Below are 24,646 nucleotides of genomic sequence, written 5' to 3'. Positions count from 1 at the left end.
CACTCACACTTGCCGCTCACTGGTTTCTCTTGATGACCGGCCAAAGATCGGCATGGGAAGCGCTATCGGGCAGGTTGCCGCTGTGGAGAGATCGCCCTCAGTCGATGAAGAAGACCTTCGAGTGGTCCCTGCCTTCCGATTGCCACGTGATCCGGATCGCTCGGGGGTCGCCGCTGCCGCCACCCAGGAAGTAGAGAACCTTCACTGTGCGCGTCTGTTCAGGGTGAATGATGGTTTTCCCGTGCCAAGTCGCGAGTATCCGACCGGCCCAATTGCCCTCCTGCTCAACCACTACCTGCTCCGCGTCGTGCGAAGAGCTGCGGTTCGTGATCTCGATCCAGTGGTCCTTGCCTGCGCTGTGGGATTGGACGCGGAAGCTGACAGGATCGTGTTCGGGCGCCGATGAGGTAGGCGCGCGAACAAGAGTTGCCAGGTCATGTGCGATCAGCTTCCACACCTCGACCCCGAGCTCGGTCGGATTGTGGTACTCGCCGTAAAGGCCGCGTTCACGGATAGCCTGCTTGAACTCTCGCAGCCCATCGAGTTGGCGTGTGTCGACGTCGGGCGGCAATGGGGCCAGCGAGAAGAACAGGTGAACCGGCTTCCCCGCCGCAGCCGCGCGCTCGATTTCTTCAACCGTGCCGGATACCGCCGCCGGTGTCGGTGACCCGAGGCGGCTACCGAATAGCCCAATGACAATGTCTGCTTCGTCGAGTCCTTGCGCGTTGATGAGTGCCTGTGGGGCATTCCCTAGGACCGGCACTGATGCGGTTTCCCACCGCCACGGCTGAAGCGCTATCGCTTGGGCTTCTGAGTGCGCGTCGTTCCAGCCATGAAGGGCCTGCTCTACAGCGTCCCGAGCGTCGACGACATCCGACGGTGACGCAATCATGACGCGGACGACGGTTGCCGAGTAGACCATTGCCTCAACCTATCGGCCGGTCACGACCTCGCCGAGCGCTTGACGCCCCAAATTGCTATGGCGTCAGGAAAGAAGGTCCTCCAGATCAGGAGCACTCTTACGCCAACAAGGGAGTCCCGGGATATCTCAATGATGAAGGCCGAGGCTAGCGTGGTAAATCGCCCAGTCGTTCTCACCAGCCAGTGCACCCGTTCGGGTGGTAGCGACGCCGCGGGTCTTCTCGGGAGGATTCCCTCATGGGAAACGCTCAGGACAACGTTAAGAATGGCCTCGCAGCCGCCATCACGGTGGCCGGCATTGTCACCGGCGGGCCGGCTCCAGCGCCGAACACCAGCCAGCTCGCGGATGCGCAGGGTATCGCGCAGGAGCGGAACAAGCCAGGTCGCGGGGATGTCACCGGCAAGCCCACAACGTCAGGTAAGCCGTAAACGCAATCGGCGCAAACCGGCTGTAACGGGTTGACTCAGAGGGGCGATGTCTCTGAGCCTCGCCGGCGCTGATCATCGATCCCGGACTGCAGCGACCCGGTGCGACTGGTTCCGCCGGGGGAAGGCAGCGCATCCCGATGACATACGACCCAGCTGACCTCGACCTTCCGCGAATCCAACGGATGGCACTTCGGGTCGCGGCGCACGCTCTGGCACCTACCGTCCCCTCCATTGTTGGACCAAGCTCTCAACATTCCACGTCCCAGCACGTGAGCTCCGAAGCCGGACTGAGATCGGTCGAAGCCGTGGGGCCTCATTGGGTGCTGCACCAGACGTATTTTCGGATGGAGAAGACAAGAAATAGCCGATTCGAGGAAACCGAAGAGGACTATTACTGGGTCCTTACGAGGGATGGAGGCCTCCAGTTCGTCACAAAATGGCTTATCACCGAGCGAGACAGCTGGCGGACTCGCTACGACGCAAGGTGCTATGCGAAGCCGATAGACGGCCAACTTGCGATGCGTCTCGACTACGCTGACCGATCTTGCGTGGGTGACGGCGTCTGGGGCAATCGGGATGCCGGAGATCTGATTCACGGTACCCCGGGCGCGGGTCTTTCCATAGCTCTGGAGCGTCTAGGTCGCGCACGAGGTTCACAGCCCGCCGGGGCTCCCCACCACAATGAGCCGAAACGGCTGTGGCTACCCGAACGGGCGCGGCGCGAGCAGGAACAGCGCGAGCAGCGACAGCGCGAACAGGAACAGCGCGAGCAGCTACAGCGCGAACAGGAACAGCGCGAACGGGAACAGCGCACGCAGGAGCAGCGTGAACGGGAACGGCGCGAACGGGAACAACGCGAACAGAAACAGCGCGAACGGCAGCGCGAACAGGAACAGCGCCAACAGGAACAGCGCGAACAGGAACGAGCAGCCGAAGAGGCAGCGGGGCGCGAACGCCAACGACTGGAAGCGGAGCGCCAGGAACGAAATCAGATCTACCGTGCGGCACTCGCAAACCTGAAGGAGGCTCCTGACCTGCTTAAGCATCACCAAGCAGGGCGCGTTCCACTGGCCCAGGTGCTGCGCTGGCAGGAACGTGATCGCGTCGCAGGGCCTGCCATGGTCGTCTTGTGCATCGTCCTTACACTGTCAACGTGCGTGATCAGTGTTCTGATTGCGAATAGTGGGGCCGTCGGGCCTGGGATCATCGTGTTGTTGACGTTCGCTCCGCTCTGGGCTCCGTTGCTATTCATGGGGTTGATGGTGGCCGTCACCCACGTGTTCGAGCGCCGACGGCGGCGCTCGTACCGCTTAGGGGACTTACGTGTCTCCGACGACGAGCTCGTGAATGAGTACATTTCGAACTTGGACCGCCGCGACCGATGAGCCGCCGGAGACGGGTCGCAGCGTAGATATTCGTTTGACTGTCCCGCAGACTCGCCCGTCGACGGGGCGTATATCGAATCCATCGAGAACCCGAGCGACGACCGACGATCTAGAGATCCGACCCGACACCGAGCAGGAAATTGACCCAGGCAACACCGGAACCGGCGAGCGCCGCGGCTCCGCACGCTACCCAGAGCCCGATCCGCGCTCGAGTGGCTGTCTGGAAGTGACCGATGGCGGATGCGACCGCCCACGTGACGCCGCTGATGATCATCATGAGCACCGCGACGATGAGCACGAAGGTCAGCAGGGCGCCTGCGATGCTTTCGAGTTCGGCTGTGCCGCCGACGGCTCCGAAGTCGGGGAAGATGTCCATCTCACGCTGCCTTCCCTGGACGGCATCCGGCCGTCGTGACTTCGGCGCCTGCGAGGCCGGCCGCGCCGCGTTCGGCAAGCCACGCCAACGCATCGACGGCCGGCTCGTTCGCTCCTCCGGGGTGGATCTCGAGGTGCAGATGCGGTCCCGTCGACTTGCCGGCTGAGCCGACGTCGCCGATGTGCTGGCCGGCAGCGACGCTGTCGCCCACGGCGACGTGGATGCCGTTGTCGTACATGTGGGCGTAGTACGAGGCGACGCGTTCGCCGCCGATGGTGTGCTCGAGGATGATCAGCCCGCCGTAGGTACCGCGCTCACCGGCGAACGTGACGATGCCGTCGGCGATCGCGAGGATCGGTGTTCCGGCGGTAGCAGGCAGATCGCTCCCGGCGTGGAACCGGTGCTCTCCGGTGTACGGATCGATCCGGGGACCGAAGCTGTCGGACGTGGTGTAGGTGCCGGCGGGGAGTGGAAACACGACGCGAGAGGTCTCGGGCACGATCGCATCCGAGGTGCTCGCGGAGGTCGACTGCGGGCGGGTGAGCGCAGTGAGGATCTCCTCGGCGACGGGCTCGTAGTTCTGGTACCGATCGGGGTACGCGCTGACCTCGACGGCCTGCGCCGCCTCGCCGGCGTCGAGCAGCTGCCAGCCTGAGATGTCGAGTAACCCGCGTGGCGACCCACCGTTCGGGCCACCGGGTCCGCCGAAGAATGCCCGAGCCTGGTAGTCGGCGTCCATGAGCTCGGCGACGGTGCCCCAGCCCGACACGGGGCGCATCTGGAACAGTCCCAGGGAGTCGTGATCCGAGCCGACTCCGTCATTGGGGTAGTCCAGCGATTCGGGGTAGGCGCTCGGATTCGCGAGCATGCGCAGCGAGGATTCGGTGAGCGCCGCCATCAGGGCGATGAGCGCGCCGGGTCGGCCGACCCCCGGGATCTTGCCCCCGATTGTGATGATCGTCGCGGCGTGCTCGAGTTGTCGGCGATTCAGCGTGATCGTCTGGCCGTCGCGAGTCTTCGCGGTCAGCGAGTCGGGGATGGAGCCAAGGAGCAGCGATCCTGACCCGCAGGAGATCGCGGCGGGGTTCACGAGCGCCGCCACGCTGACGAGCGAAGCCGGAGGTGCGACGAACACGAGGAGCAGCACGAGCCCGATGAGCTTCTTCATCGCTGGTCCTCAGTCCAGCGGGGAATCGAGCCGGGAGAGTCGGAGGAGAACGCAGGGGTCACTCGATGGACAGGCGACGAACAACGTGAAGGCGACTCGTCGCTTCGTTCGCATCTCCTCGTCGCCCCATGTTCCTGCCCGTCTGCTCACACCGACGATTGTGAATGCCGTGGCATCCGCGGGGATCTGCCCGGGTGCAGCCTGCGCCAGCGCCGTCGACCAGGTGTTGGGCACGACGACCGACTCGACGTCAATCCACTGACGAGTGCCGTAGTCGGCGAGCCGCGCCCAGTACTCCGGACTCGGCAGATACTCGCGAACATCAGCGGCGACGGCGGATGCCTCGTCAGCGTCGGCAACATCGACCACGACCTGCGCCCATTCGGAGACACCGCCGGGGTACCTGCTGTCCCAGGAGAACAGCGCCCGGGTGACCGCTCGGGCGAATCGCTTCGGATCCGTCGTGTCCGCGATCGGCCGCGGCCGCACCACTGGCGTCGGGCTGCTCGCAGGAGCGGATGACTCGTGGGCCACTCGCTCCGGTTCTGCGGCTGGTTCCGCGCCGCGCACCAGCCCGACGACTCCCACCGCCACCAGCACGAGCAGCAGACCCGCGCCGACGGATGCCGCGATGGTCACCCGGCGTCGATGCAGGGCGAACATCACCGGCTCCTCAAGGCCGCGGGCTGGCGCGAGCGCGTTCTCAGCGACCGGAGCGCCTCGGCGAACGCGTTCGTCCCCGCGAGCGTGGTCTCGAACTGGTCCCACTGCTCGTCCGTGAGCGCTTCAGCGAGCTCCTCGACGTCGTATCGCTTCCACCAGTCGCGCAAGTCGTTCCACTGGAACACGAACGCTCGAACCGGCAGCACGGGCTCAGAGTTCTCCACAGGCGACGTCGGCCTGTGGAGGGGCGCGTCACCGGAACCGGTGCCGCCCTTCACTCGGGCGAGCGCTTCGCGGGCGAGTTGCTCGAGCTCGCCGGCGCTCGCGGACTGCTCGACCGCCCGCAGCTGGGCGACGCCACGTGATGAGGTTCGGCGAACGCCGTCCGGCTGCGAGACGTCCGATGCGATCACCTCGAGTTCGGCGAGTGAGAGTCGTGCGCGGATCCGCTGATGTGCCGGGTGGACGGGACCGCCGCGGTCGATGGCGTCGAGTTCCTTCAGTGCTTGCGCTCGGATCTCGGCGTCGAGGTCGCGGTCCCGCGCAACGCGCTGTAGGTCGTTGATCTCCTCGAGCCGCGAGTACGCGCGTTGGCCGGTCACGACCCGTGCCGCCTGCGAGCGGGCGTCGCCGTCACCTCTTGCCGATGGTGCCGCCGATTCGGCGGCACAATCCGCTCTCGACTCGTCGGCGCGGGCGTGAAAGCGCGACGCTTCCTGCCGTCGCGCGGCCTCCTCGGCGAGCAGTACCTTCAGCTCCCGGTAGAGGGTTGCCGCCTCGGTCGCGGTCAGCGGCTTATGCAGGAGGTTGTCATCCTGCTCGGCGAGCAGCTCCGTGAGCCGATCGGAGATGCCGGACCGAACCCAGACGTTGAGCTTGCGCACGCCGAGCTGCCGCAGCGCCGCGAGCCGACGAGCACCGCAGACGAGGACCCCTTCTGGCGTGACCGTGATCGGCTGCAGCAGACCCTGCCGTTCGATGGATGTCGCGAGCGCATCGACGTCCCCGAGGTCGACGCGATGCCGCGCGCCGATGCGGATGGAGTCGATCGAGCGCTCCAGTTCGATGTGGCCGGCGCTGCTCGTCATACCCGTGCCCCGGGAAGGTTGACCACGATCTCGGAGATCAGGTCGTCGTCGCCGAACAGCGAGCGCAGCGGCTCGCCGACCAGCAGGCGAAGCAGGATGCCGCGGCCGGCGGCCGTATATGCCTGCGACGGATCCGCGCATCCCAACACCGCACGCAGCATGCAGAGCCACGCCCCCTTCGGGACATCGAGCAGAGCCCGCGCGGCGTAGTCGCGACGGAGCGACTCGTATGCGGAGGCGCGTGACGGGGCATCCGCCAGGCGGCCGCAGATGTACTCGATGCCGCCGCGGGCGCGATCGGGCGGCCAGCCGAGCAGCGTGAAAAGCGAGATCGCGTCTTCGACCGCCGACTCGACTCCCGGAGGAGCGTGATCAGGAGCGATGTCGACCGGGTCGGTCCAGAACGCCGGGTGATAGTCGGGGAGAGCATGCTCGCGATCGCTGAATCGCTCGGCGTCGTGGTAGCCGGAGAGTCGGGGGCGACGCGCTTGGTGCACCGAGCAGAGCAAGCCCTGGGCGCGCTCCTCGGCGATGCAGGTGACCTGCACGGCTCGCGTGACGACCGCCCACGGGTCATCCGCTCGCAACGTAGCGGGCGCTCGCATGGCGTCGAACGCCGCGGCGGCGGCCTCCCACGGGTCCAGGCCGTGCTTGCGCGCGAGCGCGGCGTACCGGTCTGCGGCGTACCGCATTAGCTCTGCGGCCTCGGTGTCGGTGCGCCATCCGGCACCGCCGTCGGATTGGAGCCGCTCGAGCACGATGCGAAGGCCTTCGGAGCCGCGGAATGCATCCCGACGAGAATCGTCGTCAGTTCGCTCGTCCATTCCGGCACCTCCCGACACGGTGATGTGCGTGTCCGCGGTCACCACGTTGCGCATGATCAGTGCCGTCCGAGGTCGTGCCGGATGGAGTTGGGGCGGATCCGCGATTGACCGAACGCGGAGAGGGGCGAAAGCCGGTCAGCGCGTTCGCGGATCGCACGCCGGGTGGTACCGGCTGTTCGCCGCATGCGCCGCGCCAGCTCCGCCTCCAGATCGAGGCCGCGGCCGGCGACTCGACCGGTGCCGCTGTTCAGCAGGTCCGAGGCGCGGACCCAGATGATTCCGGGCTGCCCAGGGGCGCCGCCGAGGAGGTCGCCCCGGAGGCGATCGTGGGGTCTCGCGATGGTCGACGAGCGAGCGAACGCCGAGCGCTCCCCAGATCGATCGATCGCATGCGCCTCCGCGACCTCGTATCCCACGGATGCAGCGGCGCGCGTCTTCTCGAAGTCGTCCTCATCCATCGCTCGTGCCCTCCCTCACCGTGTTGGCCTGCACAGCAGGTGTGACGACGCGCTCACGGAGCCAACGCCCGACGGTCGAGGGGTGAACACCGAGCTGCTTGGCGATGGCAGAGTTCGACCATCCGAGCGCCCGGAGCGACGAGGCATCCGTGCGCCTTGGAACGGTGGTCTCGAGTTCTATCGACGTGGCCTGGGAGGTGCTCGCCTCAGCGGCATCCGCTTCAAGACTCGGCGCGACGCTGCGCGCGACCTGGTGACGCATGAGCACCGACGTGAGGTGCGTGATCGAGAGCAGCACGAGCGGTGGCACGGCTGAGACGGCCGCCGCGAGCACGAGCGGCACGTCGGTAGCTTCGGCGACGATCGCGTGTATCGCGTTCGCCGTGACCGAGATCGCCGCGCCCGCGATGAGCAGCGCCCACGGATACCAGGCGACGCGAGTCCGGGCGAGGGCGACGGCGGCCACGGTCGCGACGACGATGATGCCGTCGACGATCAGCGGCCAGACCCACGCTTGGGCCGAGTCGAGCCCGGAACGGCGTGCGAGGTCGCTGAGGGAGGTGAACGAGAGCCAGAAGGCGCCGGCGGCGATGAAGACGGTGCCGATGATCGCGGTTAGCATCGCGATCCGTACGCCGTTGACGCCGGAGCGAGTCACGGCAGGCATGGGGTTTCGCCTCCATGGCAGCGGCGGGTCGGCGTCGAACCCCAGACGCCATGCACGGGTCGAGGTGGATCGCCTCTCGCCTGGCGGACCGCAGAGCGGATCGTGGTGGCGATCTCCCGTGCGGGCAGACCGATTCCGGCCGCGGCTGGCGCGAGTGCCGCCTCGACATCCGACGATGCATACCCCGCTTCGGCGAGACGGCAGGCCGCCCAGAACAAGCCATGGTTCCGCTCGCCCTGCCGCAGCCGGCCGACCCATCCCGCGAGCCGGGCGGGATCCGGAGAGGAGCCCGTCGCACTGCTCATCGGCTCGCGGACGGGTCGCGGATCGATGAAGTTCCGAAGCGACTCGGCATCGATCGGTCGGGCATCCGACGACGACAGCGCGAAGAGCCGATACCCCGCGGCTCCGTCCCCGTTGGCCACGATGGACGGCGGAACGAGAACGTATCCACCAGTGCCGCGGAAGTCGATGTGTGCGGCCGCAGCCTGCCAGCACCGCTGCGGGCGAGAAGGCGACGTTGGGTAGTAGACGTGAAGTCCGCCGGACGGGGTGCGCACCCGCGCGAGCTCGCCGTCGACGAGGCCCGCGCGGGCGGCCCTCTCGAATGCGGTGAATCCGGATGTCTCACCCGCGACATCGACGTCGACGACATCGATGCCCGAGGCATTGCCAGTCGGTACCCCGAGGTTCGCGTTCGGCCAGCGTGTCCACCACGCGACCACCTGCTCGTCGTCCCGACTCGCGTCGTGGAAGCCTGCTCGGGTCAACGGCACCTTGCCGCCGGGGACGCATGGAAAGACCGGGATGCCGGCCCGGGTGAAGCCGAGGGCCGCGTCGCGCGCCGGCATCCGTCCCGTCGAGAGGAGCACATCCGAGATGGCCATCACAGGCTCCTCGCGTCGACTCGATGGCTTTCGCCGTTGGGGAGCGATGCGAGAGCCGTAGGAACGGCGTTCCTTGTAATCTTCGACCGGTCGAGCCCTGGCGAAGCGCCTGCGCCGACCTGTGAGGTCGGAAGCAGATTGAGGATGGCGACGGCGGCGCGGCGCACGCGCTCGCCCGCCTCCTGGACGACCTCGACCGGCGTCCTTTCCTTCACCGAGGTCGCCCACGTCGAGACGTACGGAATGGTGTAGCTGCTCGTGTCCATGCCATGCGCGGCGCCGATGATGAGGGCCACGGACTCCGCCTCGACCTCGCCGATACCCCGATGGATCGCAGCATCCGTCGTCGGGTCATGGAGTCGGATGTGAGCCAACTCGTGCGCGAGCGTCTTGACCTGCGCCGCGGCATCCATGTCGGACCGGACCTGCACGACGCGTGAGCCGAAGTCGGTCACGCCGTTCGCGCCGCCGAGGAGCGAGCCGTCCGCCGCCGTCAGGCGGTAGCCCTCGGCCCGCACGACATCGGCGAGCCCGTCCCAGAGGCCGACCGGTGCCTCGCCGCTGAGCAGATGCGGCATCGGGAGCGACGGAAGTGGGGCGCCGTCGGTCTGCGAGACATCCCACACGTACGCGGGACGCACTCCGATCATCCGAGGGCGGACGACCTCGCCTGGGCGAGGACGTTCCCCACGTTCGAGGCGTCGCCATGAGCCCGGATCAGTGGGCTCCGGCGTGGAGAAGCGCGCGGTCCTCGGGGCGAGGATCATGTATCCGGCTTGGCCCGCGAGCACGCGGCGCCCGAGGGCCTGCCACTGCTTGAACCCGGCGACCTGAGTCGGGAACGGCTCGGGCACCCTGCCACGACGGTAGGCCGCTTCGTGCTGCCAGCAGATGAGCATCGTGTTGTTGAACGAGCGCGTGCGGAAGCGGGCGGCGAACTCGAGTGCACGCTTCCACTTCTCACCGGAGACGAGCGACTCGACGGATGCGACGAGGTCCTTGTGGATCTCGTCGAGCTTCGTATCCCAGCCTTGATGCGGTACCGGCTTCGTCGACACGTCGTTCACCTTCCGAGCGGGCCGCGCCGGTTCGGCGCGGCTGACGCATAGGTGTGCGCATTCGTCATGGATGGCTCCAGGCATGACGGGAACGTGCCGGGCGCCGTGTCGCGCTCGGCGTGGATGGGCTCGTCGACGGTGCTCAATTGAGCATGCTCAAACAGTTCACTCGATCCGTTCCTATCACCACATTTGAGCATGTGCAATCCTTGTGTTGAGCATGCTCAAGGCGTAGATTGAGCATGCCCAACTCGGACCCGGAAATGGGATCGAGATGACGATGCCTCGCCTGACCCGAGCGGGTGGAAGGTGTTCCGACACATGACCGAAGACGCGAGCAACACCGCAGCCGAAGACCTCGCTAAGCGCCTCCGGCTTCTCCTCGACGTCGCCACAGCGGAGTCCGGCTCAGAGCCGACGTACTCCCAAATCGCCGAATTCCTCGAAGCGCGTGGAACCAATCTCTCGCGCTCGCGCTGGACCTACATGGTCAACGGGCACCGGTACGTACAGGACCGCGCACTGTTCGAAGGGCTCGCAGACTTCTTCGATGTCGAAGCTGACTTCCTCATGGGACTCGACGGAGCCGAGACGCCGGCGAAAGTGAACGCGCAGCTCGACCTCGTCCGCTCGATGCGGGCTGCACGCGTCAAGTCCTACGCGGCCCGCACGCTCGGCGACATCTCGCCGAACGCGCTCCAGGCGATCAGCAAGTTCCTCGACGAGGAGATCAGGCAGACATAGGGATCCGCGGGTGGTGCGCGCTGTCGCAGCATCCGACGACGTCAGGGGGTGACGAGACCGTGAACAGCGAAGCGGATGTCTCGACGGCGTTCTGCGAGCTCGCGCTCGGTGACGTCTTCAGCTTCGACGAGCTCGTGGATGCGGTGCAGGCGCGACGCCAGCGGGGGCTCCGCATCGTCGAGCTGGGCGGCCTCAGCGATCACGAGGGGCTCTGCGCGATCTGGTTGATGACGGACACCGAGGACATCGTGCTCCACGCGCACAGCGACTCCGGACTGCATCGCCAGCAGTTCGTCCTGCATGAACTCGCGCACATGATCCTCGGCCACGGCACCGAGAACTCCGCCGAGACGCCCGACTTCCTGCTGCCAGATATCCCGCCAGAGACGCGACGGCGTCTGCTCCGCCGGCAGAACCTCGACACCCTCGAGGAGATCAGCGCCGAGTCGCTCGCGGACCAACTCGCTGCGGCGATCCGCGGTTCCGCCATGCACGAGTCCCGATTCCTGGAGATATTCGGGTGATTCCCGTCCTGGTCTCCACGCTGATGTGGATTCTCCTCATCAGCTTGCTCGTGTTCCGACGAGGGCGTGAGGAACGGACCATCACTTACGCAACCCTCACCATCGCGGTGTCCATGACGCTCAACGTCGATCCGGTGTACGAGGCACTCGACCGCGCGGTCGGCGGGCGGAACGTCGTGACACTCCTCGCGGACGTCGCCTTGATGATCGGCGTCTTCTTCCTCGGACGCGGGGTGATGAAGGCCTCCGATCGACCGGCCCGCATCGTCCGCATCGCGCTCGGCCGGACGGTACTCGCCGCCGCGCTGGTGGGTTCGATCGTCTCGTTCGTCTTCATCGATCAGCGCGGCACGACCACGACCTTCATGCTCCACCTCGGCGACCAGCCCGCCGCAGTGGCGTACTCGATGATCCACTTCGCCTACTACGGCATCGTCCTCGCGGCGATGGCAGTCCTCGCCGTGAATCGGATCCGCGTCAGCCATGGAGGCCAGCGGTTTCCACCGACCTCGCTCCTCATCGGCAGCCTCCTCGGGCTCGCACTCAGCGCAGTCGTCATCGCCATGGATGTCAGCCACCTCCTCGGTAACCTCGACCTCATGCGCAGCGTGTCTGGGGTGTACGGCCCGCTGTACCTCGGCACGTTCATCTTCCTAGTGCTCGGGTTCGCCTCACAGCCGATCCTCCGGAGTCGGCAGACCCACTCACGCATTCGGGCGACCGAGGCGCTCATCGCCGAGCTCGAGCCAGTCTGGACACGCGCCACGACGGCTCGGCCGGGGATCAGTCAGAGCACGGATGCCGCGTTCCGCACGGCGCAGCCTGAGGCGATGCTGCACCGGGAGATCGTCGAGATCCGCGACGCGGTCATCGACAGTCGCGTCTCGTTCGAGCTGACGGAGGCGGAGCGAGAACTGCTCGACCGGGCAGAGCAACACCTGGTCGGCGAGGGGGCGCCGGAGTCAATTGAGCCGGCGGATGTGCCCGTGACCGCGGATGCGGAGAGGCGTGATCGATGAGGGCCGGATGGGCGTTCGCGGCTCTCGGCGCTGCCGCGGCGGCATCCTTCGGTGGGCTCGGGTTCGTCATCGCTCGGCGGCTGACCGCGCCGTCGTCCGGCCGGCGATTCGACCTCGTCGTCCGCAGAGTGGAGTCGACTGCGGATCGGGAGTGGGTGGTGTTGGATCGGACGTCTCAGACGACGTCGCCCGGGAAGCACAGCCTGCTCCTCGAGGACGGTCTGTTGATCCGGCTTGGCAACGAGGTCGAGGATCGGGGTCCGCAGCTGATCGCACGTGAGGCCGTGGGTCGAAACACACTGGCCGGCGTGAGCGCGGGGGACCGGGCGTCATGGAGCGGAATCTACTTCGCCGACCCGTCAGACGCCGGCCCCGGAGCGACCGACGTCCGGGTTCCCACTGCCGTCGGGCCGGCTCCAGCTTGGCTTGTCGAGACAGCCGGTGCAGCGTCATCTACGTGGGCGATCCACATCCATGGACTCGGGAGTCCTCGGGCCGGCACGATACGGGGAGTGCAGGTCGCCGCTGAGCTCGGATTGACGTCGCTCGTCGTGACGTACCGCAACGACGGCGAGGGGCCACGGGTCGGGTCAGGGCGCTCCACGCTCGGCCGCACGGAAACAGACGACGTTCGGTCGGCGATGGCTTACGCGCGCGAGCACGGCGCCGAACGCTTCATCCTCTTCGGGTGGTCGATGGGTGGGGCGATCGCGTTGCAGATCGCGTCCGATCCAGAGTCGAGGTCTGACATCACCGCGCTCGTGCTCGATTCGCCGGTCGTCGACTGGGTCGCGACGATACGGGCGAACTGCGTCCGATCCGGGCTCCCAGCCTGGGCAGGCGGGCTTGCTCAGCCGTGGCTTGATCGTCCGGCGCTCGCTCGGCTGGTCGGGCTGCCGAACGCGATCGGCCTTGGTCGCTTCGACTGGGTTGCGCGCGCCACCGAGATCCGGGTGCCGACGCTCATTCTCCATGGCACTTTCGATTCGTCCTCGCCGTTCGACGCCGTGGCGCGTCTCCGAGATCGGCGCCCGGATCTCGTCGAGCTCGAGACCTTCGAAGCCGACCACACCATGAACTGGAACTCGGATCCGGATCGCTGGCGGCTCGCCGTCCGCACCTGGCTGTCTCCGCGCATCTGATCTGACCCGACCCGACCAGGTCCAGGCTCCCCGACAGCCGCCTCGAATCCACGACCCCACATGCCGCCACGCCTCTTGCAGATCGAGGCGCACCTTCTCCCCGGCGGGGGTGGTGATGGCGGTGACGGTTTCGATGAGGGTGATGAGCGCCGGCGACGGGTTCAGGTACTTGCTGCGCAGCGTGGCGATCGGTGACGGCGACCGATCGCTCTCCACGCCGCTGACCCGCTACTACAGCGCGGAGGGAACGCCGCCGGGCCGTTGGATGGGCAGCGGCCTTCCGTCGCTTCGTTCGAGGGAGATTGGCGGCGGCACCGAGGTCACTGAGAAGCAGCTCCAGCGACTGATCGGCTGGGGATGTCATCCGGCATCTGGCGAGGCGTTGGGTCGCGCCTACCCCTCGTACGCGAAGGCGTTGGTTGGCGAGACCTCCCGTCGCCGCGCGGTCGCCGGATACGACTTCACGTTCTCGATTCCGAAGTCGGCGAGCGTGCTCTGGGGCATTGCGGATGCAACGACGCAGGCGCTCATCGTGCAAGCGCACCATGCAGCGGTTGCGGAGTCGCTTGCGTTCCTCGAGCGCGAAGTTGCAGCGACTCGTACCGGCGTTGCCGCGCGCGACGGTGCGATTGCGCAGGTCGCCGTCTCGGGGGTGATCGCAACCGCGTTCGATCACTTCGACAGCCGCGCCGGCGACCCGCACCTGCACACGCACGTCGTCATCAGCACCAAGGCGATGACCGTGCTCGACGGCAAGTGGCGCTCGCTCGACGGGCGACCGCTGCACGCGGCGGTCGTTGCCGTGTCGGAGTTGCACGAAGCGCTCTTCGCCGACGCGCTGACCCGGCTGATCGGCGTGCCTTGGGAGCGGCGCGCACGAGGACGCGACCGCAATCCAGCGTGGGCGATCGCGACCGTGCCGGAGAAGCTCGTGGCCGAATTCTCGACGCGCTCGAGGCACATCGACGTCGAGACCGACCGCCTGATCGAGTCGCACATCGCGGTGCACGGTCGGCGACCCGGTCGCGTGACGATCATGAAGCTGCGGGCACAGGCGACCCTGTCGACCAGGCCCGTGAAGCACGTGCGCTCGTTGACCGATCTCACGAGCGAGTGGCGCGAGCGCGCGGGTCGCGTCTTGGGCGCGGATGCGACGGCGTGGACGAAAGGGGCGATCGCGAGCACTCCGCATCTCGGAATTCGCGCAGACCAGATCGCGCCGGATGATGTCAGCGCGCTCGCCAGGGCAGTGGTGGACTTAGTGAGCGAGAAGCGCTCCACCTGGCGGCACTGGAACCTCGTCGCCGAGGCGGCTCGACAGACGATGGCTATGCGGTTCGCTTCCGCGTCCGATCGCGAGGCGGTAGTCGGGTTGATCGTCGACGGGGCCGAGGAGCTCTCGCTTCGGCTGACCCCGCCGGAACTCGCCACGAGTCCTGAGCGATTTCGTCGCACGGACGGATCTTCGGTCTTCCGCCCGAGACATTCGATCACCTACACGTCGACCGAGGTCATCGAAGCCGAATCGAACCTGCTCGATCGAGCTGCTCAGACCAGCGGGCCGCGCATCGAACGTGCGACGTTGCGAGCAACGCTCAGCGTCGGCCGTGGCGCTGCGCGCGTCGGGGAGGGGCAGTACCAGGCCCTCGCAAAGATCGTCAGCTCCGGGCGAGTGGTGGATGTGCTCGTCGGTCCGGCCGGTACGGGCAAGACTCGCGCTATGAGTGCACTTCGCCGGGTGTGGGAGGAGACCTACGGCAGCGGGTCGGTCATCGGCCTCGCGCCATCCGCTGCCGCAGCCCACGTGCTCGCGGAGGACCTCGGCATCCCGACCGAGAACCTCGCGAAGTGGTGGCACGAACGACTGCGGAGTGGCAAGACCTTCACAGAGGGGCAGCTCGTCATCGTCGACGAGGCATCCCTTGCGGGCACATTGCACCTCGAACGCGTGACCGCGCTCGCCGAAGCGGCGGGCGCCAAGGTGCTGCTCGTCGGAGATCCCGCGCAGCTCCAGTCGGTCGAAGCCGGAGGTGCGTTCTCGCTGCTCGTCCATGCTCGAGCGGACGCTCCCGAACTCGTCGAGGTACACCGCTTCGTTCACGAGTGGGAGCGGCGCGCGTCCCTGTCGCTCCGCGACGGCGACGCTGACGCGATCGATCAATTCGTCGCGCACTCGCGTGTGATCGAGGGCAGCACCGAGGCGATGACGGATGCCGCGTACCTGGCCTGGCGTGCGGACATCTGCGCACGCAAGGCGAGCGTCCTGATCGCCGAATCGAATGAGGCGGTCACGGCGCTTAACGTGCGCGCACGGACCGAGCTCATCCTGGAGGGCCGAGTCGACGCACTGCGTGAAGCACAGCTCCATGACGGCACCGCGGCATCCGTCGGCGACACCGTGATCACTCGGCGGAACGATCGCCGATTGAGCGCCGGCCGCCATTGGGTGCGCAACGGCGATCGCTGGGCGGTCGTCGGGGTGCGTAGGAGCGGCGCGCTCGAGGTGCGTCGCCCGAGATCGCGCTGGGGTTCCACGGTCGTGCTCCCTCCCGGCTATGTCCGTCGCCACGTCGAGCTCGGATACGCCGTGACCGCGCACCGGGCGCAGGGGATCACCACGGACACCTCGCACGTCGTGGCCGCATCGGGCACCACCCGGGAGAACTTCTACGTGGGAATGACGCGAGGACGCGAATCCAACATCGCGTACGTTGCGATTGACCATCCGGATGTCGCGCACGCCGGCCCGCGACCCGGCGACGCCGAGCCGGCGACCGCACGCAGCATCCTCTACGGAGTGCTGAACCGCGTCGGAGCCGAGCCGTCGGCGCACGAGACGCTCGCGGCCGAGCACGATGCATGGGGCTCTATCGCTCAGCTCGCGGCGGAGTACGAAACGATCGCCGCCGCGGCGCAGCGGGACCGGTGGGCGACTGCCGTGCGCCGGTCAGGGCTTGCACGTGAGCAGGTCGACGCGGCGATCGAGTCGGATGCCTTCGGGCCGCTCGGCGCCGAGCTGTGGAGAGCCGAGGCTGCTGGCTTCGATGTTGGGCACCTGCTCGCCGCCGCAGTTCGCGCTCGTCCGTTCGATGATGCGCACGACATCGCAGCCGTGCTTCGCGAGCGGATCGCCGCGGCATCCGCTCGTGGACTCGGGACTCGCGGCGGAGCGCCCCGCGCGCCCCGACTGGTCGTCGGGCTGCTCCCGACCGTGATGACGGCGGTGGACGCAGAGGTCCGGCGAGCGCTCGACGAGCGGTGCGCGCTCATGGAGACGCGAGCGGATGCCGTGCTCGATCAGGCGCTTCTCGCGAACGACCGCTGGATGCGCGCCCTCGGCCAGCAGCCACGAGACGGCGCAGCGGAGTGGCGTCGTCTCGCGAGGACGGTCGCGGCGTATCGCGATCGCTATGGCATCGCGGGCACGAACGCGTTGGGCGCTAAGCCGCAGAGCGACGTCCAGCGGGAGGATGCCGCGAAGGCGCGGCGCGCGCTGGGCATCGCCCGGAGCCTCTCGGAGCGAGAGGTGGGCTTCCAGCGCCCGGAGCCGAGTGTCCCGAGCACGCTTCCGAGTGTCGGGCCTCGGATCTAGACTGCGGCTGAAGGCGACCTCATTCGTTGCATCGCTCGTCGCGATGGCTTGACCTCCGGTCTCCGGCGGTTCTTCCAGGTTCTCGTCGCCGAACACGTGGAGGACTGCAGCATGTTCGGACTCATCTGGGCGCTCGTCGCCCGCGCGCGCTTCGCGTTCCGTCGATTCATGCCGACGAACCTGCTCCTCGATGTGATCCACACGCGCCGCGGCCTCAAGTGGGGCATGCCGGCAATGCTGCTCGCGATTCCTTACGGCGGGGGAGCGCTCGTGTGCGTGGGGCTCGCCGAGGCCGGCGGCCCGGGCTGGCTGTATCTCATCGGGCTGCTCTTCATCTGGAACGCGCTCAAGTTCCTCGTCGCCGGCCCGGTGACGCTGGCCCGGCTCGTGCGAGTTCGCTTGCGCGAGGCGCGGATGGCCCGTGCGGCGATGCACAGCGCGGCGGGGGACCGGGAGGTCACCGGAGCGGCGCCTCAGCGCGAGACGATCGAACTCGTCAGGTAGAGCGTTCATCGCCGCCGCATCGGCACGGCACTGTCGGTGCACCTGTTCTTCGCGTAAGTCTTGTGGCACGACGAACGCCGCGAGCAGGAGGAACAGCCATGACGGTCCCGCAGGAGCAGTTCGATGACCTCCTCAGCCGAACTGCGCTCGCGGCGCTGTTCTACTACCCGGAGATCGCGGTCGACGACGCCGAGTACGACCTTCAGCGCGACATCGCGTACTGCATCGAACCGATCGAGGGACTGGCGGACGGAGATGTCGAGCGCCTTCGAACCGCGGTCGGCCGCGTGATCACGAACCCCTCGGCGCATCGCTCAGAGCTGCTCGCACTGGTGATCGAGCTCGCGCCGCCGCCGCCGCGTGAGTAGGAGCCGTCGTGGCCTCAATTGATCACGACGACGACGCTGAGGCTGCGGCGAAGCTGGAGCATACGCGCGAGCTCAAGCGTCGCTGGCGGCAGGCCAACCTCGATCGGTTGCACGAACAGAGTCGGGCCTGGAAGGCAGCCCATCCGGAGCGCGTGCGGGAGCTCAATCGTCGCTGGCGTGAGGAGCACCTCGACCGTTCGCGACAGCAGAATCGCGACTCGGCGCGTCGCGCGGCCGCACGGAAGCGGCGCGAGGCCGACACGCGGCGGAAGGCGCGGGAGCGAGCGAAGCGGTGGCGGGAGGAACATCCCGAGCGGGTTCGGGCGTACCAGCAGCGCTGGGTCGAGGCCAATCGTGACAAGGTGCGCGAGTACTACAACCGCTACTACGCGACGCACCGCGATGAGGTGAGCGAGCGTGCGGCAGCCCGGCGGGATGCGGACCCGGAGCGTTCGAAGCAAGTGTCGAGGGAATGGGCGGAGCGGAACAAGGAGCGTCGCGCTGAGCTCCAGCGTCGGCGTCGGAGTGACCCTGAGATCTATCAGGCCGAGCTCGAGGCGAACGCTGCGGCCCGGCGGTTGAAGCGAAGATTGGCTCGCGCGGGACTGCCGCCGAAGCGAATCCACCCGACTACCGCCGCCGATCGTCGCGCGAACGAGTCGGAGGCCGCGGCCTACTTCGACGACCCGAAGCGTGACGAGCATCTGCGCCAGTTTTCGATTTTCGCCGAAACGCTCAAGGAGTACATGGTCGAGAATGGCGGTCGGATGATGGAGTTCGCACGTGCCTATGCAGAGAGGCGCGACCGGCTGGGTCTTCCTCCGGTCGACGTAAACCGTATCGTGGAGTCGCGCGCTGTCGAGGTCGTGATCCGTCAGCTACGCTCGGTTGACCTGCTGACCAGTCGCGATATCGCCGCAGCCGTTCGCAGTGCCAGGGTGGTGGTGCAACACCATGAGCGGCATGAACAGCTTGACCAGTTGGTGCGAGCGATCGTTCGGCAGGTCGAGGGACACCGCGAGCGACTGACCTCTGAGGCGGCGCTTGAGATCGTGGCGCGCCGTCGCCGGGGCCGCGAATCGGGAAGCCTTGAGTCGATCCTCGTCCAGCTTGCCGCTCAGGAGGTGGTGCCGCTGCTCAATACGAGCCGGCTCACCACAGCGGACGCGCGGGCCGCCGGTCGCGCCGCGCGCGCCCGTATCGCTCCGCTCGATGTGTCATCGGGCGCATACAACTCGCCTCATCAATACTCGGGGCAATCGTTGAAGCGACGAAGCTGGTGAACGTCATGACGATCGTTCCAAGGAAATCTGTCTCCGGACACGCCGGGGGACTCACTGCAATTTCATCCATGCAGCTGTGCGCGCTCCAGAGTAAGACTCCTAAGGGCCGCAGGTGAGACGTCCGCGCGCCCGGTCAGGACCTTCTCGAGGGCAGTCCCGTCCACCTCGTCAAAGATCGATACGCGCGCCAAGTGCACCGAGCCACTTGCCGCCAGCGTGTCCTTCATGCAGTCGTAAAGGGCGCGCTGCCGCCAACGAGCGGAGCCGAGGATCTCGAGATCTCCCGGTGGCCCGGAGACACCAAACATCCGCTCTGCGGGCGGACTTGTCCACCGCTTCTGGCTTCGGCCATCCTTGAGGCAGCGTGCTTCCTCGCTGGTGCAGTACGCCTTGTACGCCGGCGTCCAGGCGAGTTCTGACGTCCACGGAGAGTCCAACGTCGCCGCCCGATACCTGTTGAAGTGCAGTTGCTCGTCGAGTTCCACATGCAGGCCGTCTGCGAAAACGAGGTCCCAGGCGCCCGGTGCGAACTGGGGCGCTTCGAGCTGACCGCCGAGGGCCCGATACAGCCGCAGGAGCTGCCGTTGCTGGCCGGTGTCGAATGCTAGAGGCCACAGTGGCTTCTTCGAAGCAGTCGGCTCAAGGCCCGCCTCAGTCAGCAGCTTCTTGAGCCGAGCCGCTCGTGCGCCAGTGCGCGCCATTCCCGGGCCAGGCGCTAGCCGTTAGCGGCGCGGTAGCGCTCCTGCACATCAGCAGGAATGCGGCCACGTGCTGGGACGTCAATGCTCTGCTCGGCCGCCCAGGCGCGGATCTCCTTCGAGGACGTGGATGCGCTTGAAGTGCGGCGGCCGCTGCCTCGGCGCGGTGTCTTCCGAGCCGCATCGATGTACGGCTGAACGGCGGCGCGGAATGCGCCGGCGTTGTCTGCTGAGAGGTCAATCTCGTAGCTCGTGCCGTCGATGATGAACGCGACAGTTTCGACTGCTTCGCTGCCGTCGATATCGTCGATGAGGGTGGTTACCGTCTTCTTGGCCACTGTTTGCCTTCAAGAGTGAGGATCCGCCGATTGTATGACACCTCGGTAGATGAGTAACTCGGCGACAAGCGAGCCTTGACTGATGGCACTATTCACGGCCCTTCAATCGACGGGCCTAGCGAAGCGGACTCTTCGATCTGATGATCTCTACGCCGCTGTAGCCAGCAGTGGATAGCCAGCGCTCGACCTCAGCCTTCGTGCGCTCGAACGAGTTCCCCGGCCCGATGCAGATCGCACGAATCGGTAGATTTGCCGGGGTCGGCTGGTAGTACTCCGGCTCATTCGGTTGCCAGTGCCGGTCGAACGGATCGGGCAGCGCGCCCGTGAGCTCGATGTACATTCGTCCCGTTCCAGGGAGGGTCTTTATCGCAGCCGGATTCGTCGGCCGCGTGACGGCGTAGCGAACCTCGCGTTCGGACTTGAATGCCTTGTGCTTGATGGCGGCGACGCTGTCGACATAGAGACTCTTCGCGCGATCTCGGAAGATGCTGCCGAAATCGATGTCGTCGTGCTTGGCGGAGATGTAAGCGGCCTCACCTAGCTCCGACATGACGCGCCCCAGGCCCTCGTCGGCATGCGCGATCTGGTCCGCCTTGCCATACCTTAGCGAGATCCAACGGAGCGGTATCTCTTCGATATAGCGTCCGCGCGAATACTCGCTCGGCTCGGAGCCAAGAACGGGGAGCCGCACATCGCGTGGGATTCCGATCGCGAACCCGTCGGGCTTCGCGTACGCCTTCCATTGGTCGGTGCTGTCCTTGGTGCGCGAGAACGACGTAACGAACGCGCTGCCGTCGAAGGCGTCGTCGGCCGCAACATCAAGCTCCTCCTCGAGCTCATCGAAACCTATCTCGGGTCCGCCTTCCCGATAGTCCCAGTCGCGCTTGAGCTTCTTGAAGGCTTGTCGTACTCGTTTGATGCCTTGGTGCAGTTCGTTGCGGTCATTCATCGAACGAATGTCTGATGCGCGCAGGATGTGGCTGCTGATGATGGTCTTGAGCGTCTTGTGCTGGGTGTAATGCCAGACGAGCACCTCGGGGGGTAGCGCAACCTCGAACCCATCGTCGCCGAGGTACAACGCGTGGCTTGGGTCTTCGAACGGCAACAACTCAGGCACAAGACGAATGTAGCCGCGTCACGCTCTCAGTCCAGGAGCGATCGCACGGTTGACCGTCCCGAGAGCCCCTCTTCAATGCGAGCACGCCTCCTTGCTGCGATGCGGCTTCGAACGAGAACCAGTTCGGATGTCGGCCGCTCGCATCAAGGAGGTAGGGACAGATGGTGAAAGGTCGGCTGATCCAATGGGATGACATCGCTCCGATCGCTGAGCGAGAGTTCGCGAGGCTCGATGATTACCAGGCCGCCGGCGATGGCTACTTCGAACCGGTGGACGTCGTTAGTCAGGGCTGCACTATCTATGTCAACGAGGAGGGACTGCTTCGGCGGCTGCCATTGAACCCCAGGGCCACCTTCATCTGGTGGTTCTACACGCGGGCTGGCAGGCAGCGCGCCATGCTCGTCGGCGATGCCGTTGCGGTCGGAGTCCCCGATCGGGCCGGCGACTCGACGGACATCCCCGAAGAAGTGCGCGCGCTGCTCATGCACGCGCGCAGCTTCGCGATCGAGGTGAAGGTCATCGGCGACGACGGGTGGTATATCGCAACGAGCTCGCGTTCGATGAGTTCGCGGAAGCCATGATCTGGGGGATGCTCCTTCTCGAGCGGTGGACGCTCGCAGGGGACGTGCGCGTCATCGCACTTGGCGACGACGCGCGCTCCTGAGCTGTCCGCCCTGCCCGGTCTTCATTGAGTCGCCACCCGCGACGATTGGAGGCCGCGCTCTTCACTGCGCGGACCAGCTGCTGCTGGCAAGAAGCCGCCCGACACGTCGCGGTGCGATTGCCGTAGACCAGAGGTCGACAAACGCTCATTATCGGGGCCAGCAGGGCCGCTGCACGACCAGGGGGACATGCGCATGAAAGGAACCATCACACCGCCACCCATCAGAACGGCTCGCCAGTCGAGTGTCCGCGCGTGCCGTGTCGGTGGCCGCGAGTACGCTGATCGAGCCATGACGATTGCAATCTCCCAGCCCCCCGCCGAAGCACTACGGGTCACCGAAGCCGAGCGCAGCTACGGCTTTGAAGAGAAGAAGCGCGGAGCGATCTTCACGAAGCACGCGGTCGTTGAGTTCATGTTGGACCTGATTGAGTACACGCCTGATCGACCGCTTCAGAGTCTCGCGTTGCTCGAGCCGTCGTTCGGTGGTGGGCGCTTCGTCTTGTCCGCGGTTGACCGTCTCCTTGCCTCCTGGCGGGCGTTCGGTAGCGGCGACACCGAGGAGCTACGAGACGCGCTTCGTGCTGTTGAACTGGACTCCGACACGTTCATTGGCTTCCGCACGGTCTTGATTGAGCATCTCGCAGCTGCCGGCATCGACCTTGACGCGGCTACTGGTCTCGCGGACGGCTGGCTCGTCCACGACGACTACTTGCTCGCTTCATTCCCATTCGAGTTCGATTTCGTCATTGGGAACCCACCGTACGTGAGGCAGGAACTAATCGAGGATCACCTGCTCGCCACGTACCGGTCGATGTTCTCCAGCATGGTGGGCCGCGCCGATCTCTACGTCGCGTTCATGGAGCGCTCACTTGACCTCCTTCGGCCAGGTGGTCGCCTCAGCTTCATCTGTGCGGACGCGTGGGTGAAGAACGACTACGGTCGGGGCATTCGCGCCCGCATTGCCGATGGCTTCCGACTGCGCAGTTATGTCGACATGTACGGGCTCGATGCGTTTGAGGTCCAAGTCGGCGCTTACCCTTCGATCACGGTCATCGAGCGAAGTGACCCGGGTCCTTCACGCGTCGCACGGGCGGAGTCAGTCGACCGGGCGTACCTGAATCAGCTCATGGCTGATCTGACGAGCTGGACAAGCCCAACTTCGAATCCCGGCGTGCAGGAACTGGACGCTGTTCGCGGCGCGCAACCGTGGTTGCTGAGTGTTAACGAAGGGCTGTCGGTGATTCGAGTCCTCGAAGAACGTTTTCCCACCGTTCAGGAAGCCGGATGCCGTGTCGGCATCGGCGTTGCCACAGGAGCAGACAAGGCCTTCATCGCCCCGCTCGATGAGCTAGATGTCGAAGACGACCGTAAGTTGCCCTTGGCGACGAACCGCTGTGTCCCGGAGGGGAAGCTCGTATGGACCGGCAAAGGCGTCGTGAACCCTTACGCCGATGACGGATCACTCGTCGACCTACGGCAGTACCCGAAGCTCGCAGCGCATCTGGAGGTGTACCGCGAACAGCTCAGCGGACGACACACCGCAAAGCAGAACACCGCACAGCGCTGGTACAAGACGATCGACCGCATCTTCCCTGACCTGACGTGGGAACCCAAGCTGCTGATTCCAGACATCAAGGGCAACGGCGATGCAATTGCGTACGATCCCGGAACGTTGTACCCGCACCACAACTTGTACTTCATCACATCGAAGGACTGGAACCTTCGGGCGCTTCAGGCGCTCCTTCGGAGTGGTATCGCACATCTGTTCGTCGCGGCTTACTCGGTGAAGATCGGCGGTGGGTATCTCCGATTCCAGGCGCAGAATCTCAAGCGGATCCGCGTGCCGCACTGGTCAAGCATTTCTTCGGACGACAGACTAGCGATGACTCGGGCGGGGGAGATGGGCGAGAAGCTTTCGTCTGCACTGCTTGAGCGCATCTACCAGCTTGATCCCGGGACGTTGGCGTTCCTGGAAGGAGACGTCTAGGAATGCCGATTGACCTTGCGGATTTTGAAGCACGGACGGCGGAAGCCGTCGGTGCTTTCTGGGATACCCGCGCCGCGGCCGCCGCGACGCAGCGCCTAAGCGGCAATGTAGACGCTGGCGAACGGGCTGGTGTCACTAGCGGCAAGAACATGGATGGGTTCGTGGAACTCATCGCCGAACTCGTATACGCGAACGGGCTGTTCGACGCCAAGGTGCATCTCACGAGAAGCGTCACAACCCTCCCCGGCTACTTCCGGCCCACGAAGGACTGGGATGTCGTCGTCACGCTCCATGGTGCGCTCGTAGCCGCGATCGAACTCAAGAGCCACGTCGGTCCGTCGTTCAGTAACAACTTCAACAATCGCACCGAGGAGGCGATTGGGTCGGCGGTTGACCTCTGGACGGCGTACCGAGAAGGTGCGTTTGGGGACGGGCCGCGTCCATTCGTCGGTTGGCTAATGCATGTCGAGGACGCGCCCGCTTCGCGGAGGCCGACAAGAACCGGTGGCATTCACTTCCCGGTGATCGGTGAACTGCGGGACGCGTCGTACCTGGAACGCTACGAAATCCTTTGTCGGCGCCTCGTGCTGGAGAACCTCTACACCGAGACCGCGGTCATCACGTCGACCCGTAACGGCGGCAGATATGGCGAGTGGGACAACCTGAGCACTGCGACAAGCCTGCGACGATTCGTTGCGGCGTTCTCGGCCCACATCGCTGCGGAGGCGGCGCTCTAGCGCCG

At 66.1% G+C, this 24,646-nt stretch carries 26 protein-coding genes; 13 read left to right on the top strand and 13 right to left on the bottom strand.

Annotation, left to right across the window (positions count from 1 at the left end; genetic code table 11):
* Positions 1–97: 97 nt before the first annotated feature.
* Complete coding sequence (locus ACFQ58_RS08790; RefSeq protein ID WP_376950694.1) at positions 98–922, bottom strand: DUF4062 domain-containing protein; 825 nt, start codon at positions 920–922, stop codon at positions 98–100.
* 236 nt (positions 923–1,158) lie between these two features.
* On the opposite strand from ACFQ58_RS08790, the gene ACFQ58_RS08785 reads away from it, so the two are divergent.
* A complete protein-coding gene (locus ACFQ58_RS08785; protein ID WP_376950693.1) occupies positions 1,159–1,350 on the top strand; it encodes a hypothetical protein in 192 nt (63 codons plus the stop codon).
* A gap of 548 nt (positions 1,351–1,898) precedes the next feature.
* Entirely contained in the window at positions 1,899–2,735 is an 837-nt protein-coding gene (locus ACFQ58_RS08780; protein ID WP_376950692.1) for a hypothetical protein, read from the top strand.
* A 109-nt stretch (positions 2,736–2,844) separates the two neighbouring features.
* On the opposite strand, the gene ACFQ58_RS08775 is transcribed toward ACFQ58_RS08780, so the two are convergent.
* Genes ACFQ58_RS08775 through ACFQ58_RS08735 form a run of 9 tightly spaced genes read right to left on the bottom strand, consistent with a single transcriptional unit; the run spans position 2,845 to position 9,924 of the window.
* Complete coding sequence (locus ACFQ58_RS08775) at positions 2,845–3,111, bottom strand: DUF6112 family protein (protein ID WP_376950691.1); 267 nt, start codon at positions 3,109–3,111, stop codon at positions 2,845–2,847.
* Position 3,112: 1 nt separating this feature from the next.
* Entirely contained in the window at positions 3,113–4,279 is a 1,167-nt protein-coding gene (locus tag ACFQ58_RS08770; protein WP_376950690.1) for a M23 family metallopeptidase, read from the bottom strand.
* 9 nt (positions 4,280–4,288) lie between these two features.
* Complete coding sequence (locus ACFQ58_RS08765) at positions 4,289–4,942, bottom strand: hypothetical protein (RefSeq protein WP_376950689.1); 654 nt, start codon at positions 4,940–4,942, stop codon at positions 4,289–4,291.
* Positions 4,942–6,030, bottom strand: coding sequence for a ParB N-terminal domain-containing protein (locus ACFQ58_RS08760; protein ID WP_376950687.1), 1,089 nt, complete (start codon positions 6,028–6,030; stop codon positions 4,942–4,944). Before ACFQ58_RS08760 ends, ACFQ58_RS08765 begins: the two co-directional genes overlap by 1 nt.
* Positions 6,027–6,854 (bottom strand): hypothetical protein, encoded by an 828-nt coding sequence (locus tag ACFQ58_RS08755; protein ID WP_376950686.1) that lies wholly within the window; start codon positions 6,852–6,854, stop codon positions 6,027–6,029. Before ACFQ58_RS08755 ends, ACFQ58_RS08760 begins: the two co-directional genes overlap by 4 nt.
* A gap of 56 nt (positions 6,855–6,910) precedes the next feature.
* Positions 6,911–7,270 carry a hypothetical protein gene (locus ACFQ58_RS08750; protein WP_376950685.1) on the bottom strand — a complete coding sequence of 120 codons (360 nt, stop codon included), beginning with the start codon at positions 7,268–7,270 and terminating at the stop codon, positions 6,911–6,913.
* 34 nt (positions 7,271–7,304) lie between these two features.
* Entirely contained in the window at positions 7,305–7,934 is a 630-nt protein-coding gene (locus ACFQ58_RS08745) for a DUF2637 domain-containing protein (RefSeq protein WP_376950684.1), read from the bottom strand.
* 32 nt (positions 7,935–7,966) lie between these two features.
* Positions 7,967–8,866, bottom strand: a complete 900-nt coding sequence (locus tag ACFQ58_RS08740; protein ID WP_376950683.1) for a bifunctional DNA primase/polymerase — start codon at positions 8,864–8,866, stop codon at positions 7,967–7,969.
* Positions 8,866–9,924, bottom strand: a complete 1,059-nt coding sequence (locus ACFQ58_RS08735) for an ArdC-like ssDNA-binding domain-containing protein (protein ID WP_376950682.1) — start codon at positions 9,922–9,924, stop codon at positions 8,866–8,868. Before ACFQ58_RS08735 ends, ACFQ58_RS08740 begins: the two co-directional genes overlap by 1 nt.
* 321 nt (positions 9,925–10,245) lie before the next feature.
* Between ACFQ58_RS08735 and ACFQ58_RS08730 the strand changes: the two genes are divergently transcribed.
* The 8 genes from ACFQ58_RS08730 to ACFQ58_RS08695 all read left to right on the top strand — a co-directional run bounded on the left by ACFQ58_RS08730 (position 10,246) and on the right by ACFQ58_RS08695 (position 19,100).
* On the top strand, positions 10,246–10,668 hold the full coding sequence (locus ACFQ58_RS08730; protein WP_336570206.1) for a hypothetical protein: 423 nt from the start codon (positions 10,246–10,248) through the stop codon (positions 10,666–10,668).
* Positions 10,669–10,727: 59 nt separating this feature from the next.
* Positions 10,728–11,192, top strand: coding sequence for a hypothetical protein (locus ACFQ58_RS08725; protein WP_336570207.1), 465 nt, complete (start codon positions 10,728–10,730; stop codon positions 11,190–11,192).
* Between the two features lie 113 nt (positions 11,193–11,305).
* Positions 11,306–12,211 (top strand): DUF6545 domain-containing protein, encoded by a 906-nt coding sequence (locus ACFQ58_RS08720; protein WP_376950681.1) that lies wholly within the window; start codon positions 11,306–11,308, stop codon positions 12,209–12,211.
* Positions 12,208–13,353 carry an alpha/beta hydrolase family protein gene (locus ACFQ58_RS08715; RefSeq protein WP_376950680.1) on the top strand — a complete coding sequence of 382 codons (1,146 nt, stop codon included), beginning with the start codon at positions 12,208–12,210 and terminating at the stop codon, positions 13,351–13,353. The genes ACFQ58_RS08720 and ACFQ58_RS08715 overlap by 4 nt, the downstream gene beginning before the upstream one ends.
* Before the next feature lie 142 nt (positions 13,354–13,495).
* Positions 13,496–16,945 carry a MobF family relaxase gene (gene mobF / locus ACFQ58_RS08710; RefSeq protein ID WP_376950679.1) on the top strand — a complete coding sequence of 1,150 codons (3,450 nt, stop codon included), beginning with the start codon at positions 13,496–13,498 and terminating at the stop codon, positions 16,943–16,945.
* A 111-nt stretch (positions 16,946–17,056) separates the two neighbouring features.
* Positions 17,057–17,449, top strand: a complete 393-nt coding sequence (locus ACFQ58_RS08705; RefSeq protein WP_376950678.1) for a sulfate permease — start codon at positions 17,057–17,059, stop codon at positions 17,447–17,449.
* Between the two features lie 98 nt (positions 17,450–17,547).
* Positions 17,548–17,817, top strand: a complete 270-nt coding sequence (locus tag ACFQ58_RS08700) for a hypothetical protein (protein ID WP_376950677.1) — start codon at positions 17,548–17,550, stop codon at positions 17,815–17,817.
* A gap of 8 nt (positions 17,818–17,825) precedes the next feature.
* Positions 17,826–19,100: a hypothetical protein gene (locus ACFQ58_RS08695; RefSeq protein WP_376950676.1), complete on the top strand. Its 1,275-nt coding sequence runs from the start codon at positions 17,826–17,828 to the stop codon at positions 19,098–19,100.
* Positions 19,101–19,162: 62 nt separating this feature from the next.
* Here ACFQ58_RS08695 and ACFQ58_RS08690 read toward each other — a convergent pair whose 3' ends face one another.
* The 3 genes from ACFQ58_RS08690 to ACFQ58_RS08680 all read right to left on the bottom strand — a co-directional run bounded on the left by ACFQ58_RS08690 (position 19,163) and on the right by ACFQ58_RS08680 (position 21,253).
* Positions 19,163–19,801, bottom strand: coding sequence for a hypothetical protein (locus ACFQ58_RS08690; RefSeq protein ID WP_376950675.1), 639 nt, complete (start codon positions 19,799–19,801; stop codon positions 19,163–19,165).
* Between the two features lie 14 nt (positions 19,802–19,815).
* Positions 19,816–20,136, bottom strand: a complete 321-nt coding sequence (locus ACFQ58_RS08685) for an Lsr2 family protein (RefSeq protein WP_376950674.1) — start codon at positions 20,134–20,136, stop codon at positions 19,816–19,818.
* 115 nt (positions 20,137–20,251) lie between these two features.
* A complete protein-coding gene (locus tag ACFQ58_RS08680) occupies positions 20,252–21,253 on the bottom strand; it encodes a DUF2971 domain-containing protein (RefSeq protein WP_376950673.1) in 1,002 nt (333 codons plus the stop codon).
* Between the two features lie 161 nt (positions 21,254–21,414).
* Here ACFQ58_RS08680 and ACFQ58_RS08675 point away from each other — a divergent pair, with 161 nt between their 5' ends.
* The 3 genes from ACFQ58_RS08675 (at position 21,415) to ACFQ58_RS08665 (ending at position 24,641) form a co-directional block, all read left to right on the top strand.
* Entirely contained in the window at positions 21,415–21,834 is a 420-nt protein-coding gene (locus ACFQ58_RS08675) for a DUF3846 domain-containing protein (RefSeq protein WP_376950672.1), read from the top strand.
* A gap of 372 nt (positions 21,835–22,206) precedes the next feature.
* Complete coding sequence (locus ACFQ58_RS08670; RefSeq protein ID WP_376950671.1) at positions 22,207–23,904, top strand: Eco57I restriction-modification methylase domain-containing protein; 1,698 nt, start codon at positions 22,207–22,209, stop codon at positions 23,902–23,904.
* Positions 23,905–23,906: 2 nt separating this feature from the next.
* Positions 23,907–24,641 carry a PaeR7I family type II restriction endonuclease gene (locus tag ACFQ58_RS08665; protein ID WP_376950670.1) on the top strand — a complete coding sequence of 245 codons (735 nt, stop codon included), beginning with the start codon at positions 23,907–23,909 and terminating at the stop codon, positions 24,639–24,641.
* The last annotated feature ends 5 nt before the right edge of the window (positions 24,642–24,646 follow it).

Origin of the sequence: Agromyces sp. NPDC056523 (assembly GCF_042794545.1) — a bacterium.
GTDB lineage: Bacteria > Actinomycetota > Actinomycetes > Actinomycetales > Microbacteriaceae > Agromyces.
Note: the sequence above shows the minus strand (reverse complement) of the source record. Positions and strands in the feature narration are given on the sequence as shown.